General features: G+C 72.8%; 12 protein-coding genes. 8 read left to right on the top strand and 4 right to left on the bottom strand.

Annotated features, from left to right (window positions below):
* The first annotated feature begins 63 nt into the window (after positions 1–63).
* Complete coding sequence (locus BUE41_RS01955) at positions 64–2,007, top strand: ABC transporter ATP-binding protein (RefSeq protein ID WP_073455158.1); 1,944 nt, start codon at positions 64–66, stop codon at positions 2,005–2,007.
* A gap of 17 nt (positions 2,008–2,024) precedes the next feature.
* On the opposite strand, the gene amaB is transcribed toward BUE41_RS01955, so the two are convergent.
* On the bottom strand, positions 2,025–3,548 hold the full coding sequence (gene amaB, locus BUE41_RS01950) for an L-piperidine-6-carboxylate dehydrogenase (protein WP_073455157.1): 1,524 nt from the start codon (positions 3,546–3,548) through the stop codon (positions 2,025–2,027).
* 118 nt (positions 3,549–3,666) lie between these two features.
* Between amaB and BUE41_RS01945 the strand changes: the two genes are divergently transcribed.
* From BUE41_RS01945 to BUE41_RS01925, 5 genes are all read left to right on the top strand, one after another.
* On the top strand, positions 3,667–5,817 hold the full coding sequence (locus BUE41_RS01945) for a thiamine pyrophosphate-dependent enzyme (protein ID WP_234996890.1): 2,151 nt from the start codon (positions 3,667–3,669) through the stop codon (positions 5,815–5,817).
* Between the two features lie 192 nt (positions 5,818–6,009).
* Positions 6,010–7,293 carry a cytochrome P450 gene (locus tag BUE41_RS01940; RefSeq protein ID WP_407691644.1) on the top strand — a complete coding sequence of 428 codons (1,284 nt, stop codon included), beginning with the start codon at positions 6,010–6,012 and terminating at the stop codon, positions 7,291–7,293.
* Positions 7,294–7,341: 48 nt separating this feature from the next.
* Positions 7,342–7,782 carry a MarR family winged helix-turn-helix transcriptional regulator gene (locus tag BUE41_RS01935; protein WP_073455047.1) on the top strand — a complete coding sequence of 147 codons (441 nt, stop codon included), beginning with the start codon at positions 7,342–7,344 and terminating at the stop codon, positions 7,780–7,782.
* Positions 7,783–8,065: 283 nt separating this feature from the next.
* Positions 8,066–9,472 (top strand): hypothetical protein, encoded by a 1,407-nt coding sequence (locus BUE41_RS01930; RefSeq protein ID WP_073455046.1) that lies wholly within the window; start codon positions 8,066–8,068, stop codon positions 9,470–9,472.
* Positions 9,463–10,680 (top strand): cysteine desulfurase-like protein, encoded by a 1,218-nt coding sequence (locus BUE41_RS01925; protein WP_407691643.1) that lies wholly within the window; start codon positions 9,463–9,465, stop codon positions 10,678–10,680. The genes BUE41_RS01930 and BUE41_RS01925 overlap by 10 nt, the downstream gene beginning before the upstream one ends.
* Here the strand turns inward: BUE41_RS01925 and BUE41_RS01920 are convergent.
* Entirely contained in the window at positions 10,662–11,213 is a 552-nt protein-coding gene (locus BUE41_RS01920) for an Lrp/AsnC family transcriptional regulator (RefSeq protein ID WP_084754183.1), read from the bottom strand. The genes BUE41_RS01925 and BUE41_RS01920 overlap by 19 nt on opposite strands.
* A gap of 35 nt (positions 11,214–11,248) precedes the next feature.
* On the opposite strand from BUE41_RS01920, the gene ald reads away from it, so the two are divergent.
* Both ald and BUE41_RS01910 read left to right on the top strand, forming a co-directional pair.
* Positions 11,249–12,373, top strand: coding sequence for an alanine dehydrogenase (gene ald, locus BUE41_RS01915; protein WP_073455043.1), 1,125 nt, complete (start codon positions 11,249–11,251; stop codon positions 12,371–12,373).
* A 188-nt stretch (positions 12,374–12,561) separates the two neighbouring features.
* Positions 12,562–13,644, top strand: a complete 1,083-nt coding sequence (locus BUE41_RS01910; RefSeq protein ID WP_073455154.1) for a diacylglycerol/lipid kinase family protein — start codon at positions 12,562–12,564, stop codon at positions 13,642–13,644.
* Between the two features lie 666 nt (positions 13,645–14,310).
* On the opposite strand, the gene BUE41_RS01905 is transcribed toward BUE41_RS01910, so the two are convergent.
* Both BUE41_RS01905 and BUE41_RS01900 read right to left on the bottom strand, forming a co-directional pair.
* Entirely contained in the window at positions 14,311–15,129 is an 819-nt protein-coding gene (locus BUE41_RS01905; RefSeq protein WP_073455153.1) for a mycofactocin-coupled SDR family oxidoreductase, read from the bottom strand.
* Positions 15,130–16,057: 928 nt separating this feature from the next.
* A complete protein-coding gene (locus BUE41_RS01900) occupies positions 16,058–17,083 on the bottom strand; it encodes a DNA polymerase IV (RefSeq protein ID WP_073455042.1) in 1,026 nt (341 codons plus the stop codon).
* Between the last annotated feature and the right edge of the window lie 12 nt (positions 17,084–17,095).

The raw sequence follows: 17,095 nt of genomic DNA, 5'->3' as shown, positions 1-17,095 counted from the left end.
GGTACCCCGGCGGCGCCGGGCACGGCACCCGGGGGCGGCGACGAGCGCCGGGCCGCCCGCGAGATGACGGTGGCGCGCAACCAGGCGCCCGGCGGCCGCTGGGGCGGCGGGCTCGGCATGCCCGCGGAGAAGCCCGCGCAGTTCGGCCCGTCCGCGCGGCGACTGCTGCACCGGCTCGCCCCCGAGCGGCTCGGTCTGCTCGGCGTGCTCGCGTTCGGGGTGGTCAGCGCCGCGCTCTCCGCGGTGGGCCCGCTGATCCTCGGCCACGGCACCGACATCATCTTCGCCGGCGTGCTCGGCCGCGCCCTGCCCGCCGGGCAGACCACCGAGGAAGCGGCGCAGGCGGCCCGCGCGGCGGGCGACGAGTCCCTCGCCGCGCTGATCCACGCCCAGCACGTCGTGCCCGGCCAGGGCATCGACTTCACCGCGCTCGCGTACGTGCTGGTCGGGGTGCTCGCGCTGTACCTGGTCGCGTCCCTGCTGGCGTACGGGCAGGGCTACCTGCTCAACGGCATCGTCCAACGGGTCGTCTACGTGATGCGCCGCGACGTCGAGGATAAGATCCACCGGCTGCCGCTGTCGTACTTCGACAAGCAGCAGCGCGGCGAGGTGCTCAGCCGGGTCACCAACGACATCGACAACGTCTCCCAGACCCTGCAGCAGACGCTCAGCCAGGTGCTCACGTCCGTGCTCGGCGTCATCGGCGTGCTGGTGATGATGTTCGTGATCTCGCCGCTGCTGACGCTGGTGGCGCTGATCTCGATCCCGCTGACGTTCTGGGTGACCGCCACCGTCGCCAAGCGCTCCCAGGGCCAGTTCGTGGCCCAGTGGCGGGCCACCGGCGCCCTCAACGGGCACATCGAGGAGGCGTTCACCGGACACGAGCTCGTGCGCGTCTACGGCCGCACGGCCGAGGTGGAGGAGGAGTTCCGCCGGCGCAACGAGGCGGTGTTCCAGGCGTCGTTCAAGGCCCAGTTCATCTCCGGCACGATCATGCCGCTGATGATGTTCATCGGGAACCTCAACTACGTCCTGGTGGCCGTCCTCGGGGGGCTGCGGGTGGCGTCGGGCTCGATGAGCCTCGGCGATGTGCAGGCGTTCGTGCAGTACTCCCGCCAGTTCACCCAGCCGCTCACCCAGATCGCCTCGATGGCGAACCTGCTGCAGTCCGGCGTGGCCTCGGCCGAACGGGTCTTCGAGCTGCTCGACGAGCCTGAGCAGGTGCCCGACCCCGAGACGCCGGCGACCCCGGCGGTGCGCCGCGGCCGGGTCGCGTTCGAGCACGTCTCGTTCTCCTACGACCCCGGCCACCCGCTCATCGAGGACCTGTCGCTGGTGGCCGAGCCCGGCCAGACCGTCGCGATCGTCGGGCCGACCGGGGCGGGCAAGACCACCCTGGTCAACCTGATCATGCGGTTCTACGAGCTCGACGCCGGCCGCATCACCCTCGACGGCGTCGACATCGCCACGATGGACCGCGCCCAGCTGCGCTCGGAGATCGGGATGGTGCTGCAGGACACCTGGCTGTTCAACGGCACGATCCGCGACAACATCGCCTACGGCGACCCGGAAGCCACCGAAGAGCAGATCCTGGCCGCGGCCCGGGCCACCTACGTCGATCGGTTCGTGCGCAGCCTGCCCGACGGCTACGACACCGTGATCGACGAAGAGGGCAGCAACGTCAGCGCGGGCGAGAAGCAGCTGATCACGATCGCACGCGCGTTCCTCGCCGATCCGGCGCTGCTGATCCTCGACGAGGCCACCAGCTCGGTCGACACCCGCACCGAGGTGCTCGTGCAGCGCGCGATGGCCGCGCTGCGCTCCGACCGCACCAGCTTCGTGATCGCCCACCGGCTCTCCACGATCCGCGACGCCGACCTCATCCTCGTGATGGAGTCGGGGCGGATCGTGGAGCAGGGCACCCACGAGTCGCTGCTGGCGGCGGGCGGCGCCTACGCGCGGCTGTACAACGCGCAGTTCGAGGCCGCGGCGGCGACGGTGGACTGACGCGGGGGCCGACTGGCTCAGGTGAACCGGACGCCCTGGGCGAGCGGCAGCTCACCGGAGTAGTTGATCGTGTTCGTGGCCCGGCGCATGTAGGCCCGCCACGCGTCGCTGCCGCTCTCCCGGCCGCCGCCGGTCTCCTTCTCCCCGCCGAACGCGCCGCCGATCTCCGCGCCGGACGTGCCGATGTTGACGTTGGCGATGCCGCAGTCGGAGCCGTCGGCGGCCAGGAACCGCTCGGCCTCAGCCTGGTCCCGGGTGAAGATCGCGGACGACAGGCCCTGGGGGACCGCGTTGTTGAGCGCGATCGCCTCGTCGAGGTCGTCGTAGGTCAGCACGTACAGCAGCGGGGCGAACGTCTCGCGGGTCACCACCTCGGTCTGGCCGGGCATGCGCATCACCGCGGGCTCGACGTAGAACGCCTCCGGGGCCTCCTCGGCCAGCCGGCGGCCGCCGCCGGTCACGAGCGTGCCGCCGTCGGCCTCGGCGGTCTTCACCGCCTCCTGCATGCTCCGGTAGGCGCCGCCGTGGATGAGCGGGCCGACGAGCACGCCGTCGGCGCGCGGATCGCCGATCACGAGGGTGCCGTAGGTCTTCGCGATCCGCTCGGTGATCTCGTCGGCGACCCGGCGGTGCGCGATCACCCTGCGCAGGGTGGTGCAGCGCTGCCCGGCGGTGCCGGCCGCGGCGAACACGATCGCGCGCGTGGCGAGGTCCAGATCGGCGCTCGGCGCGACGATCGCGGCGTTGTTCCCGCCCAGCTCCAGCAGGCAGCGGCCGAACCGGGCCGCGACCCGCGGGCCGACCGCGCGCCCCATGCGGGTGGAGCCGGTGGCGGAGACGAGCGCGACGCCGGGATGGTCGACCAGCCGCTCGCCCACCTCGGCGTTGCCCAGGACCACCTGGTTGAGGTGGGGTGGGGCGCCGCACTCGGCGGCCGCCTCGTCCAGCAGCGCGGCCGCGGCCAGCGCGGTCAACGGGGTGAGCTCGGACGGCTTCCACACCACCGGGTCGCCGCAGACCAAGGCGATCGCGGTGTTCCACGCCCACACCGCGACGGGGAAGTTGAACGCGGTGATGACCCCGACGACCCCGAGCGGGTGCCAGGTCTCCATGAGCCGGTGCCCCGACCGTTCTGAGGGCATGGTGCGGCCGTAGAGCTGACGGGAGAGGCCGACGGCGAAGTCGCAGACGTCGATCATCTCCTGGACCTCGCCCAGGGCCTCCGAGGTGATCTTGCCGACTTCCAGGCTGACCAGCATGGCCAGCTCGCCCTTGTGCTGGGTGAGCAGATCGGCGAACCGGCGGACCAGCGCCCCGCGCACCGGCGCGGGCGTGACCCGCCATTCGGCGAACGCCGCCCGGGCGCGCTCGACTGCGGCGTCGACGTCGGCGGGCTCAGCGCGCCCGACCGCGGCGATCGTGCCCCCGGTGATGGGGGTGCGGGCGATGCCGTCCCCGGTCAGCGACGCGGTCGGGACACCGCAGCGGTGGGCCGTGACGGCGGCGAGATCGCGAAGTGCTTCGGTGCTCGGCAGGCTCACGCCACCAACATGGCACGGGCCGATCGGCGCGGGCAGATCCACGAACGGTCCGTTCGTCGGCACCGACGATCGTTTCGTCGCTCTCGACGCGGCGCCGACGCCCGTACAGGGTGACGTCGTGGAGCAGGTGGACGAACACTTCCTCGACGTCGTGCGGAACCGCATGACCCCCGGCCGGCCCCGCGATCTGGGCCCGCACCTGACGCCGGCCCGCGCGCTCGAGCTCTTCGACGTGCAGCTGCGCAGCCGGCACCTCGACCTCGCCGCGCGCTGGCTGCGCGCCAAGGGCGCGGGCTGGTACACGATCGGGTCGGCCGGTCACGAGGGCAACGCGGCCGTCGCCGCAGCGCTGCGGCCGACCGATCCGGCGCTGCCGCACTACCGCTCCGGCGCCTTCTACCTCGAGCGGGCCCGGCAGGTGCCCGGCTCCGACCCGGTCGGCGACGTGCTGCTGGGCCTGGTCGCGGCGGCCGACGAGCCGATCGCCGGCGGGCGGCACAAAGTGTTCGGCCACCCCGATCTCGCGGTGCTGCCGCAGACCTCGACGATCGCTTCGCACCTGCCGAGGGCGCTCGGCGTGGCGTTCGCGATCGAGCGGGCCAAGCGCATCGGCGTGGGCACGCGGTGGCCGGAGGACGCGGTCGTCGTCGCCAGCTTCGGCGACGCATCGGCCAACCACTCGACGGCCACCGGCGCGATCAACGCGGCCATCCAGGTGGGCTACCGCGGGCTGCCCCTACCGCTGCTGCTGGTCTGCGAGGACAACGGCATCGGGATCAGCGTGCCGACCCCACCCGGGTGGATCGCGCACGCCTACGGCTCGCGCCCCGGGCTGCACTACGTGGCGGCGGACGGGCTGGACCTGGTGGATGCGGTGCGCGGTGCCGTGGCGGCCGCCGACTGGGTGCGCACGCACCGCCGTCCGGCGTTCCTGCACCTGCGCACGGTGCGGCTGATGGGGCACGCCGGCTCCGACGTGGAGTCGGCCTACCGCCGTCCCGCCGACATCGCCGCCGATCTCGCCCGCGACCCGCTGCTGGGGACCGCGCAGCTGCTCGTCGACGCGGGCGTGCTGACCCCGGCGGAGGTGCTCGACCGCTACGAGTCCGCGCGCAGTGAGGTGATGGCCCGCGCTGCGGCGGCCATGGGGCGGCGGCCGCTGCGGTCGGCCGAGGAGGTCGTGGCCCCGCTCGCGCCGCGCCGCCCGGAGCAGGTGGCGGCGGTCGCGACCCGGGGGACCGGCAGCGCCGATCCCGCTCCGCTCACCCTCGCCCAAGCGATCAACCGGGCGCTGCGCGACGTGCTGGACACCCACCCCGGCGCGCTGGTGTTCGGCGAGGACGTCGCCGTCAAGGGCGGGGTGTACGGCGTGACCCGCGGGCTGGCCGCGACCGCCGGCCGGGCCCGGGTGTTCGACACCCTGCTCGACGAGCAGACGATCCTCGGGCTCGCGCTGGGCGCCGGGGTGTCCGGGCTGCTGCCGATCCCGGAGATCCAGTACCTGGCCTACCTGCACAACGCCGAGGACCAGCTGCGCGGTGAGGCGGCCAGCCTGCAGTTCTTCTCCCGCGGCGCCTACCGCAACCCGATGGTCGTGCGGATCGCCGCGTACGGCTACCAGAAGGGCTTCGGCGGCCACTTCCACAACGACAACGCGGTCGCGGTGCTGCGCGACGTCCCGGGCCTGGTCATCGCCTCACCGGCGCGGCCCGACGACGCCGCGGCGATGCTGCGGACCTGCGCCGCGGCCGCCGCCGTCGACGGGGCGGTGTGCGTGTACCTCGAGCCGATCGCGCTCTACCACACCCGTGACCTGCACGAGGACGGCGACGGCGGATGGCTCGCGCCGGATCCCGGCCCCGAGCACCACGTGCCGATCGGGCAGGCCCGCACCTACGGCGCCGGCACCGACCTGACGATCGTGTCCTGGGCCAACGGGCTGCGGATCGCCCTGCGCGCGGCCGCCACGCTGGCGGCCGAGGGGATCGAGGCGCGGGTGCTCGACCTGCGCTGGCTGGCTCCGCTGCCGGTCGAGGACCTGCTCGCCGCCGCCGAAGCGACCGGGCGGGTGCTCGTCGTGGACGAGACCCGCCGCTCCGGCGGGGTGTCCGAGGGCGTGCTCGCGGAGCTGGTCGACGCCGGTTTCACCGGCCGCGTGGCGCGGGTGACCAGCGTCGACAGCTTCGTCCCGCTCGGCGATGCCGCCCGGCACGTGCTCGTGTCCGAGACCGACGTCATCGCCGCAGCTCAGGCCCTCGTCGAGGGGTGAGGGAATGTCGGACTCGTCACGCGATGACGGCTCTGTCGGGTGCTTGTGATCTGCATCCGCGGGATGTGGAGCAGAATCGCGGGCGTGGAGCCACGCGAGCAGGTGATCGGGTCCGGTGACGGCCCCGGGTCCCGAGGGCGCCTGCGCGGCGTCGGGACGCTGCGCGGTCTGGGCGAGAAGCTGCGGTCGCGGCTGATCGGCTACCTCGCCCGCAAGGCACTCGGCGGCAAGGGCGGCGGTGGCCTGTCCACGGCCAAGATCTCGATGCTGCCCGATCACATCCTCATGCCGGTCAAGCGCAACGGCCTCGACCCGGTGCCGGACCTCGCCCGCCACCGGGCGGAGGGCGGCGTCAGCCGGATCAAGTTCCCGCTCGGGATCGGGGCTTGGCTGGTCACCGGCTACGACGACGTGCGCACCGTGCTGGGCAGCACCGACCGCTTCTCCAACGACTACCGCCACCTCGCCGGCGTCGTCGGCATGGAGGACGGGGCGAACCCCGGCGGCCTCGGCTTCTCCGACCCGCCCGAGCACACCCGGCTGCGCAAGCTCGTCATGCCGGAGTTCACCGGGCGGCGGCTGGCCCGGCTCACCCCGCTCGTCGAGGGCATCGTCACCGAGCGGCTGGACGCCCTGGCTGCAGCGGCCGCGAACAACGACGGCGTCGTCGACCTCATGGCCGAGTTCGCGCTGCCGATCCCGGCGCTGTCGATCTGCGAGCTGCTCGGCGTGCCCTACGCCGATCGCGCCGAGTTCCAGCGGCTGTCCGCGGCCCGGTTCGACATGCTGGAGGGCGCGCAGGGGGCGCTCTCGGCGATCACCGATGCCCTGCCGTACCTGGAGCAGCTGGTGCGGGCGAACCGCGAGTCACCGGGGGAGGGCATCCTCGGGCGGCTCGTCGCCGACCACGGCGACGAGCTGACCGACGAGGAGCTGACCGGCCTCGCCGACGGCCTGCTCACCGGCGGACTGGAGACCACCGCGAGCATGCTGGGGTTGGGCACGATCCTGCTGCTGCAGCGCCCGGACGTGCACGAGGCGCTGCGCACCGACGACGCGGTGATCGAGAAGTTCCTCGACGAGCTGCTGCGCTACATGTCGGTGGTCCAGGTGGCGTTCCCGCGGTTCGCCAAGGAGGACATCGAGCTCGGCGGGCAGAGGATCGCCAAGGGCGACATCGTGATCCCGTCGCTGTCCGGGGCGAACCGCGACCCGAAGTTCGCCGGCGCGGAGCCGGAGGCATTCGACCTGCACCGCGAGTCGTCCCGCCGGCACGTCGCGTTCGGCTTCGGGGCGCACCGCTGTGTGGGTGCCGAGCTGGGCAAGCTGGAGATGCGCACGGCGTTCCCCCGATTGGTCCGCCGGTTTCCCGAGATGAGCCTGGCGATGGCCCCCGAGGAGATCCCCTACCGCAAGCGGTCGATCGTGTTCGGCCTGGACAAGCTGCTGGTCGACCTCGGCCCCGACCACGGCTGATGCACATCTAACCGTACGACGTCTATCGATCAGGCTAGGCTGATCACCATGTCGATCCCGATCGGGATGGAGCTCGCGCACACCGCCCGCGTGGTCGGCCGGGCGTTCGACGAGCGGCTCGCCGCAGCGGGCGGGTCCCGGCCGACCTGGCTGGTGCTGCTGGCGCTCAAGCAGGGCCGTACCCGCAACCAGCGCGAGCTGGCCGCCGCGATCGGCATCCGGGGAGCCACGCTCACCCACCACCTCAACGGGATGGAAGCCGAGGGCCTGGTCGTGCGCCGCCGCGACCCCCAGAACCGCCGCGTGCACGTCCTGGAGATGACCGAGGCCGGGGAGGCGATGTTCCAGCGACTCGCCGTCGCCGCCCGGGAGCACGACGCGCGGCTGCGCGCCGGGTTCGGCGAGGACGAGCTCGCCCAGCTGCGCGACCTGCTCGTCCGGCTGCGCCGCAACGTCGATGACGACGCGTCCGCTGCGTCCGTCGTGTGATCCCTGTCGGCGGGGTGGGCGCCGGTCGGCGGGCGGGGACCGCCCGTCCCCCCCATCGCGGCACGTCGCAGACCAGGGAGAGAACGGTTCGTCACCGTCCGTCGCAGCCAGCGGTGCCCTGAGCGCAGCTGCGGCCGATCGCTGTCTCCCCGCAAGATCCCGATGTAGCGTTTCGGCAACGACATGCGTGTCGCGTCGTCCGCGGCGCCCGGCCGCCCCCGAACCGGGTACCCGGACGTGCCCCCGACCGGCGCGCATCGACTCGTCGTGAGAGGACCGACTGGTGGTTGACCGGACGTTCGCGGCCGACGGTGACCCGCCCTACGCCGATGTGCGCCGCGTCGTGGACGACGCCGACGCCCAAGCGGGTGTGGCCCGTCGGCTGCAGGCGCGGCTCGACCGGCAGTTGTGGCTGCTGGAGCGGCTGCAGGGCGACCCGCTGCAGACCGACCCCGCCGAGCTGCCCGAGCTGATCGACCTGGCCCGGCGGATGCGCCGCGACAGCGAGAGCCTGCTCCTGCTGGCGGGTCGCGATCCCGGGGTCCGCCAGGACGCTCCCCAGGACCTGGAGAACGTGCTGCTCGCCGCCGCCACGGCCGCGGAGGAGCCCCGCCGGGTCGAGGTCGGCGCCACCCCGGCGGCTTCGGTCGTGCCGGGTGCGGCCACCGAGCTGCTCCATGTGCTGGCCGAACTGCTCGACCACGCCACCGCGGTGTACCCCGGCGCCCGTGTGCACGTCGCTCCCCGCATCGAGGTGTCCGGCTCGCTCACCGTGGACGTCCTCGCAGTCGGTGCCACCCGGCACGATCCCGACGGGTTCGGCGGTCGCCGCGCCCTCGACACCGCGGAGCGCCTGGCCGCCCGGTCCCGCCACGGCATCTCCGTCACCCGCGCGCTCGGTGAGGGCGATCTCGTCGCGAGCCTGCTGTGCCCGCGTGCGGCGCTGGTCATCGAGGAGGTCTCGGCCGTCCGCAACGGCAGCTCGCTGTCGAACGGTTTCGACAAGAACGGTTCCGACAGCAACCGCTACGACAACAACGGCTACGACAACAACGGCGTGGACGACGGCCTCGACTTCGGTGGGTTGTCGTCCCTCGACGGGTTCTCGGCCCACCCGCTGTCCGGGCCGGCCGAACTGAACACGGTGCCCACGCCGGAGTCCGGGTTCGGCCCGATCGGGCTGCCCGATCTCGAACCCGCCTTCGCCGCGGTGCCGGAGCGTTCGCACAACGGCACCGTCAACGGGGTCGCGTACAGCACCAAGCCCGAGCGCAAGATCGACGAGCTGTTCGGACCGCTCTCCGACCTGCCGATCGATCCGAACGCCGAAGAGGAGTCGACCCCGATCTACGAAGCCATCGCCTCGGCGTGGTTCGCCGACGGCGACCCGTCGGGGGGAGTGAGCGTGCTGGACTGGGAGACCCCGGCCGACCGGGAGTGGCGGGCCGCCGCCGAGCGGGCCACCCGATCCGAGCCGACCGAGCTCACCCCGAAGGGCCTGCCCCGGCGCAAGCCCGGCGACCAGCTCGTCCCGCCGCCGCGGCGCAGCGAGGCGGCCACGCCGAAGCCCGACACCGTCGCGCCCGAGCGGGTGCGCGACCGGCTCGGCGGCTACCAGCGGGGCGTGCAGCGCGGCCGGCACCGGGCCCCCGGTGTCGGTGATCAGCCGGGCGATCCGGAATTCTGGTGAGCACCTACGACGTCGCGGCCCTGCGCGCGCAGTTCCCCGCGCTCAACGCGGGCTACGCGCACTTCGACGCGCCCGGGGGATCGCTCACCCCGCAGCCGGTCGCGGACGCCGTCGCCGCCGCGCTCACCGCGCCGCTGGCCAACCGCGGCAGCGTCACCGCTGCCGAGCGCAACGCCGACCGCATCGTCCTCGACGCCCGCGGCGCCATGGCCGATCTGCTGGCCGCCGATCCGGGCGGGATCGTGTTCGGCCGCAGCATGACCGCGCTGACGTTCGACCTCGGCCGTACGCTGGCCACCGGTTGGGCGCCCGGTGACGAGATCGTCGTCTCGCGCCTCGATCACGACGCCAACATCCGCCCGTGGCTGCTCGCCGCGCAGGCCTCCGGCGCCCGGGTGCGCTGGGCCGAGTTCGACCCGCAGACCGGTGAACTCTCCGCCGACGCGTTCGCTGCGGTGCTCTCCCCGCGTACCCGGCTCGTCGCGGTCACCGCCGCGTCCAACCTCATCGGCACCCGACCTCCGGTGCGGGCGATCGCCGATCTCGCCCACGAGGTGGGAGCGCTGGTGCACGTCGACGGCGTGCACCTCACCGCGCACGCCGCCGTGGACGTCGACGCGCTCGGCGCCGACTTCTACGCCTGCTCGCCGTACAAGTTCCTCGGCCCGCACCTGGGCGTCCTCGCCGCGGACCCGGCGCTGCTGGAGATGCTGCGCCCGCAGAAGCTGCTGCCGTCCACGGACGCGGTGCCCGAGCGGTTCGAGCTCGGCACCCTGCCCTACGAGCTGCTCGCCGGCGTCACCGCCGCGGTCGACTTCCTCGCCGGCATCGCCGGCACCGGCCCCACCCGCCGCGACCGGCTCGTCACCTCGATGGCCGCCGTGGAGGAGCACGAGGACCGGCTGCGCGCCCGCATCGAGGCCGCACTGGCCGACCTGCCGGTCACCGTCTACTCGCGGGCCGCGCACCGCACCCCGACCCTGCTGATCGACGTCCCCGGACGGGAGACCGCCGACGCCTACGCGTTCCTCGCCGGGCGGGGGATCAACGCCCCGGCGGGCTCGTTCTACGCGCTGGAGGCGTCGCGGTGGCTGGGCCTCGGCGACACCGGGGCCCTGCGGATCGGGCTGGCGCCGTACGTGGACGACGCGGACGTGGACCGGCTGATCGAGGGCCTCGGGGAGTTCTGTCAGACGTCCCCGACGTAGTGGGGGAGCGCCCGGGTGTGCTCGAAGATCAGGTAGGTCTCCGTGCCCGCGATGGCCGGGTCGCGGTTGAGCACATCCCCGACGAACCGGCGCAGCTCGTCGGTGCTGCCCGTGGCGACGTGGATGAGGAAGTCGTTGGCACCGGCCACGAAGTAGACGTCGAGCACCTCCGGGCGGGCGGTGAGCGCGGCGGTCATCTCGTTCATCGCCGAGCGGGCGTGCGGCTGGAGGCGGATCGCGACCATCGCCTGCAGGTCGTGGCCGATCGTCCGGGGATCGACGTCGGCGTGGAACCCGCGGATCACCCCGCGCTCCCGCAGCGTCCGCACCCGGGTCAGGCAGGTGGACTGAGCGATGCCGACGTGCTCGGCGAGGTCCTTGTTGGAGATGCGCGCGTCGGCCACCAGTGCGCGCAGGATCTTCCGGTCGATCTCGTCGAGCCGAAAATCCTGCGGTGAGAGCCTCCCCGAAGGGTGAGGTGATGCAGGATAGTGGTCCACAGTCGCCTCTTCGCGAATCTTCTTCGAACACATTGTGCTCATGGCGCACTTTCTTCATTCTATGGCGCATGCTCATCGGGGTCCCGCGCGAGGTCAAGAACCACGAGTACCGGGTGGCGTTGACGCCGGCCGGTGTCAACGAGCTGGTCCGGCACGGCCACGAGGTGGTGGTGGAACGCGGCGCCGGCGTCGGCAGCTCGATCAGCGACGCCGACTTCGTGGCCGCCGGCGCCCGGATCCTGCCCACCGCCGACGACGTGTGGTCGGCGGCGGAGCTGCTGCTGAAGGTCAAGGAGCCGATCGAGGAGGAGTACCACCGGCTGCGCCGTGGCCAGGTGCTGTTCACCTACCTGCACCTCGCCGCGTCCTTGCCGTGCACGAAGGCGCTGCTCGACTCCGGCATCACCGCCATCGCCTACGAGACCGTCCGGTTGCCCGACGGCACCCTCCCGCTGCTCTCACCGATGAGCGAGGTCGCCGGGCGGCTGGCCGTCCAGGTCGGCGCCACCACGCTGATGAAGGCGAACGGCGGCCGCGGCGTGCTGCTGGGCGGCGTGCCCGGGGTCCGGCCCGCGCAGGTCGTCGTGATCGGGGCCGGCGTCTCCGGGCAGAACGCGGTCGCGATGGCCGTCGGCCTGGGTGCCGATGTCACCGTCCTCGACCTGGACATCGTCAAGCTGCGTGCCCTCGACGCCCACTACGCGGGCCGGGTGCGCACCATCGTCTCCAACGCCCACGAGCTGGAGAGGGTCTGCCTGGAAGCCGACCTCGTGATCGGCGCCGTGCTCGTGCCGGGCGCCCGCGCCCCGCGGCTGGTGTCGAACGAGCTGGTCAGCCGGATGAAGCCGGGCTCGGTGCTGGTCGACATCGCGATCGACCAGGGCGGTTGCTTCGAGGACTCCCGCCCCACCACCCACGCCGACCCGACCTACCAGGTCCACGATTCGGTCTTCTACTGCGTCGCCAACATGCCCGGCGCCGTGCCGCACACCTCGACGTACGCGCTGACCAACGCGACCCTGCCGTACGTCCGGGAGCTGGCCGATCGGGGTTGGCGGGCCGCGCTCGCCGCCGACCCGGCGCTGGCCGCGGGCTTGTCGACGCACGACGGCAAGCTGCACAGCCTGCAGGTCGCGCACGACCTCGGCCTGCCCTACACCGAGCCGGAGATCATCCCGCTGGTCACCGCCTGAGCCTCGCGGGCGACCGCGGAGGTCGCCGCCTGCCACCGCGCGGTCGTCGCAGTCCACGGACGCGGCCGTCGCGCGAACCTTCGTGCGCCACACCGCGCGCAGTCCATCCCTCCCGGACCGCGCGGTGTGGCGCGCGCGTCCGGGGCCGTCGCGGGGACCGACGAGGCCGACGACATAGGGTGCTCGCCGTGAACGAGTGGTGGGTGGCGGCGGTGGTGGTCGTCGCCCTCGTGGTCGTGGTCGCGGGCGTGCTGCTCGCCGTGCGGCTGCGCCGCGAGTCGGTCGCCGTGGAGCCTCTGCAGGCCGAGCCGGAGGACCGGCCCTTGCCGGCCGTCGTGGCCAACCCGCTGCGGGTCGAACCGGGCGCCCGCGCTCGCATCACCGCTGTCTGCACCAGCCTCGGCTGGGCCGAGCCGCTCTGGCTGGAGACCACCGCCGAGGATCCTGGCACCGGCCAGGCCCGCCGCGCCGTTGAGCAGGGCGCCGACGTCGTGCTGGCCTGCGGCGGCGACGGCACTGTCCGCTCCGTCGCGCAGGCGCTGGCCGGCACCGGCGTGGCGTTGGGGCTCGTGCCGATGGGCACCGGCAACCTGCTGGCCCGCTCCGTCGGCGTACCGACCGATCTCACCTCGGCCACCCGCGTGGCGCTCACCGGGGACGACCGCACGATCGACGTCGGCCACGTCCGTGTGGACGGCTCCGACGAGGAACGGGTCTTCCTCGTGATGGCCGGCACCGGGCTGGACGCCGCGATCATGCAGAACACCGACGAGGCGCTGAAGGCCCGGGTCGGCCGCCTCGCCTACGTCATCACCGGCTTCCGCGCCATGTTCGGCCCGCAGACGCGGGTCACCCTCTCCGTCGACGACGGCCCGCCGCTGCGTCGCCGTTCCCGCACCGTCGTCGTCGGCAACATCGGCACCCTGCTCGCCGGCATCGTGCTGATGCCCGACGCCGCGTTCGACGACGGCAAGCTCGACATCGTCAACGTCGCCCCGAAGGGCCTCGCCGGCTGGATCGCCGTCCTCCTCCGAGTGATCACCCGGCGTCGCCACGGACACCCCCGCATCGAGCACTGGCAGGCCCGCGAGGTCGTGATCACCACCGAAGCCCCGCAGGCCGCGCAGATCGACGGCGACCCGATCGGCGAGGTCACCGAACTGCGCATGCGCATCGAACCAGGGGTGCTGGTCGTACGGGTCCCGGCCGGGCCGGAGCCACTCGCCCTGCCCGCCGGCCGCTCGGCCACCGAGCTGGCACAGGCGGCCTAGGTGACCACGGGGCACGACTTCGCCGCGCCGGTCTCCGGGGTGGTCGCCGGCTGACCCCTACTTCTTCCGCGTGGTTGTGCAGCGTGCAGCATGCCGTTGCCGTTGCCGAGTTCGGTTGGTTCGCCGTCGCTGCGGCGGACGCGGTGATCGATGTGGTGGATCGGGGTGCCGCGGTAGGGGGCGGTGCAGCGGCCGTCGTCGCGGGCTGTGATGGTGGTGGCGAGGGTGCGGTGGAACCCGCGGCTGCGGGTTTCGCCACCGATGATGACGCCGTCTGTGGTGAAGAGGCGCCGGATGGTCCTGGTCCCTCACCATCCGCGAGCAGCGCGACCGGGATGGGCCCGAACCCGGGATCTCGGCCGGGATCGGCGCGTCGAGGTCGCGCAGTGCGGTGACGTCGACGTCGGCCTGGATCTCGATGGGGATGTCGTGGGCGCGGGTCGGGCCGGTGAGGTGTTCGGCGAGGGGGTCGGTCATGATCTGCCTGCGGGGGTGGCCGAGCGGCGGTGGAGCCGCCCGGCCCGACCGTTGGGAGGCCCGGAGCCCGGGGTTGAACCCCTGGGGCAGTGTTCCGCCCTTCCCCGCCGAGGACGCGCAGCGGGGTTCCGGTCGCACCACAGCGGAAGGTGACCTCGCCCGATACTCGTCCCGCATCCAGCTACCCCCTCAGCGCTTGTTGAGGAAGCCGGCGTCGACGGGCAACGTCACGCCGGTGATGTAGCGGCCCGCGTCCGAGGTGAGGAACACGACGGCGTTCGAGATGTCCTCGGGCTCGATCATCGGGACGGGGAGGGCGTTCACCGTGGCGTTGGTCTTGAGGTGCGGGTCGTTCTGCAGGACTTCCTGCATGACGTCGTTGACGACCATCGGGGTGTTCACCCCGGTCGGGTGGATCGTGTTGACGCGGATGCTGTGCGCGGCGAGTTCGTTCGCGTACGAGCGCATGAGCCCTACGACGCCGTGCTTGGCGGCGGTGTAGCCGAGGGCGCCCGGGGTGCCGCCGCCGATGCCCGCGAGGCCCGCGGTTGAGCTGGTGATGACGATGGAGCCGCCCTTGCCGCCGGCGACGAGCGCCGGCTTAGCCACTTCGATCGTGTGGTAGACGCCGGTGAGGTTGACGTCGATCACGTCGTACCACTCCTGCTCGCTGGGGTGCATCGACAGCGGGGCGATCCCGGCGTTGGCGATGACGATGTCGAGTCCGCCCAGCTCAGCGACGCCCGCGTCGACCGCTTTCTGCAGCGCCGTGCGGTCCCGGACGTCGACTCGGACGGCATGGATGCGCCGGTCGAGCGCCTCGACCGCCCGGACCGTCTCGGCGAAGTCGTCAGGAGTGGCCATCGGGTAGGCGACGGACTCGATCTGTGCGGCGATGTCGACCGCGATGATGTCGGCGCCCTCTTGCGCGAGGCGGATGGCGTGCGAACGCCCCTGGCCGCGCGCGGCCCCGGTGATGAAGGCGACCTTGCCTTCGAGGACCCCCATGGTGTGCTCCTGTTCTCTCTCTCGGTGTTCGGTGGTGCCCGCGTCGGTGCTCATCGGCGGAGCGGTGGCGCTGCGCGCTTCGTCATCGGCGAGGAAGCGCTGACGTGGACGCTGTACTGGGCGAGCTCGGTGGCGAGGCCTGCCCGGTCACCCCGGACCTCGAGGCGACGGAGGGTGAGCGGCGGCGGACCCTCGAGTCCCGCCGGGGCTGGTCAGGGTGTTGGATCTGCTGCCCGCGGCGGTGAGGTGCGGGGCCGGGCAGCTGCACCGCGTTAACGGGTCGGTGAGGTTGCTCGAGGTCCCAGATCTCCGGCGTGACCTCGTCCTGGCCGGTGATGATGCAGATGTCGGCGTCGACGGCGAATCTCGAGCCTGCCGAGCGTCGCGACGCCGTCGTCGATCGTGCCTGCGAGCGCCGCGCGGCCGCGGATGTCGGTGTTGCTCGCTGCCGCCGACGGATGTTCCGCCGTCACCGCCGCGGGATCGGGTGCGCGCAACGCGCGCGGATGCGGCGACGCAGCCGGATCGATGCGGTGTTCATGTGCGATCAGCAGCCGTCGCGCAGGCCGTCGATCGCCGCTTCCTCGATGAGGGCGTCCGATGCGGCGGCGGTCTCCGTCCCAGCGGTCGGAAGACGATCCATGGAGTGCTCCTCTCGAGCCTCCTCGCCGACGTTGGCGAGGTCCATCAGCGAGGCACATACTAATGACATTGAATTTCGGATGAAAGTGGCTTCCACATCGAGTGCGGCGTCCGCCACCGCGCGGGCCGCCCGCCCGGGGTGCGCGGCGTCGCGACGTCTTCCGTCGTGGTCGAGTCCGCGAACAGGGAGCCGATCAGCAACGCGGCGGATCGTCAGGCCCGACCCGGCCGCCCGAGCAGCAGAGTGGGCGTAGCCCGCGGTGGGTGCCGCGGCCCCTCGTCGTGGTCACGAGCGCTCGAACTCCGCCCGCACCCCGAGCAACCGCACGGCCCGCCCGGGCCGGAACAGGTCCAGCACCTGCAGGGCCGCGTTCTCCAGCGCGTCGGGATCCAGTGTGGGCGCGGCGAGCGTCGTGCTGCGGGTGTGGGTGACGAACGGCGCGAACCGCACCTTGACGCCGACCCGAGCAGCGGGGCGGCCCTCCTCCTGCAGCTCGGCGGCGACGGTCCGGGCCAGGGCGGCGACCTCGCGGCGCACCTGCGCCCAGTCGGTGAGGTTCTCCTGGAAAGTGACCTCACGCCCGTGTGACCGCGGCACCCACGGCGTGCCCTCCACGACACGCCGGCCCAGGCCGCGGCCGAGCTGCACGTAGTAGGGGCCCATCGTGGGGCCGAGCTCGGCGGCCAGTGCCGCGGGATCGGCGGCGGCCAGCTCCCGCACGGTGCGGATCCCGCGATCCTCCAGCTTGCGGGCGGTCTTGGCGCCGATGCCCCACAGCGTGGTCACGGGCCGTTCGCCCATCACGTCGAACCAGTTCTCCTTGGTGAGCCGGAACCGGCCGCGCGGCTTGCCGAACTCGGTCGCGATCTTGGCGCGCAGCAGGTTGTCGCCGATGCCGATCGAGCAGTGCAGCCGGGTCCGCTCCAGCACCGCGACCTGGATCTCGGCGGCCAGCGCCTCGGGATCGTCGGTCTCGCCGCCGACGAACGCCTCGTCCCAGCCCATCACCTCGACGATCACCGGGAACTCCCGCAGCACCGCCATCACCCCGGCCGACGCCTCCTCGTAGGTGGGCTTGTCGACGGGCAGGTACACCGCGTCGGGGCAGCGCTTCAGCGCGGTGCGCAGCGGCATGCCCGACCGCACCCCGTACTCGCGGGCCTCGTACGAGGCGGTGGCGACCACGCCGCGCTGGGTGGGATCGCCGCTGCCGCCGACCACGACCGGGCGCCCGGCCAGCTCGGGGCGCCGCAGCAGCTCCACCGCGGCGATGAACTGGTCGAGATCGACGTGCAGGACCCAGTAGGCCACGGCACCCGATCC

This window comes from Pseudonocardia thermophila, assembly GCF_900142365.1.
GTDB lineage: Bacteria > Actinomycetota > Actinomycetes > Mycobacteriales > Pseudonocardiaceae > Pseudonocardia > Pseudonocardia thermophila.
The sequence above is the reverse complement of the archived record's forward strand: the minus strand, read 5'-3'. Positions and strand labels throughout refer to the sequence as shown.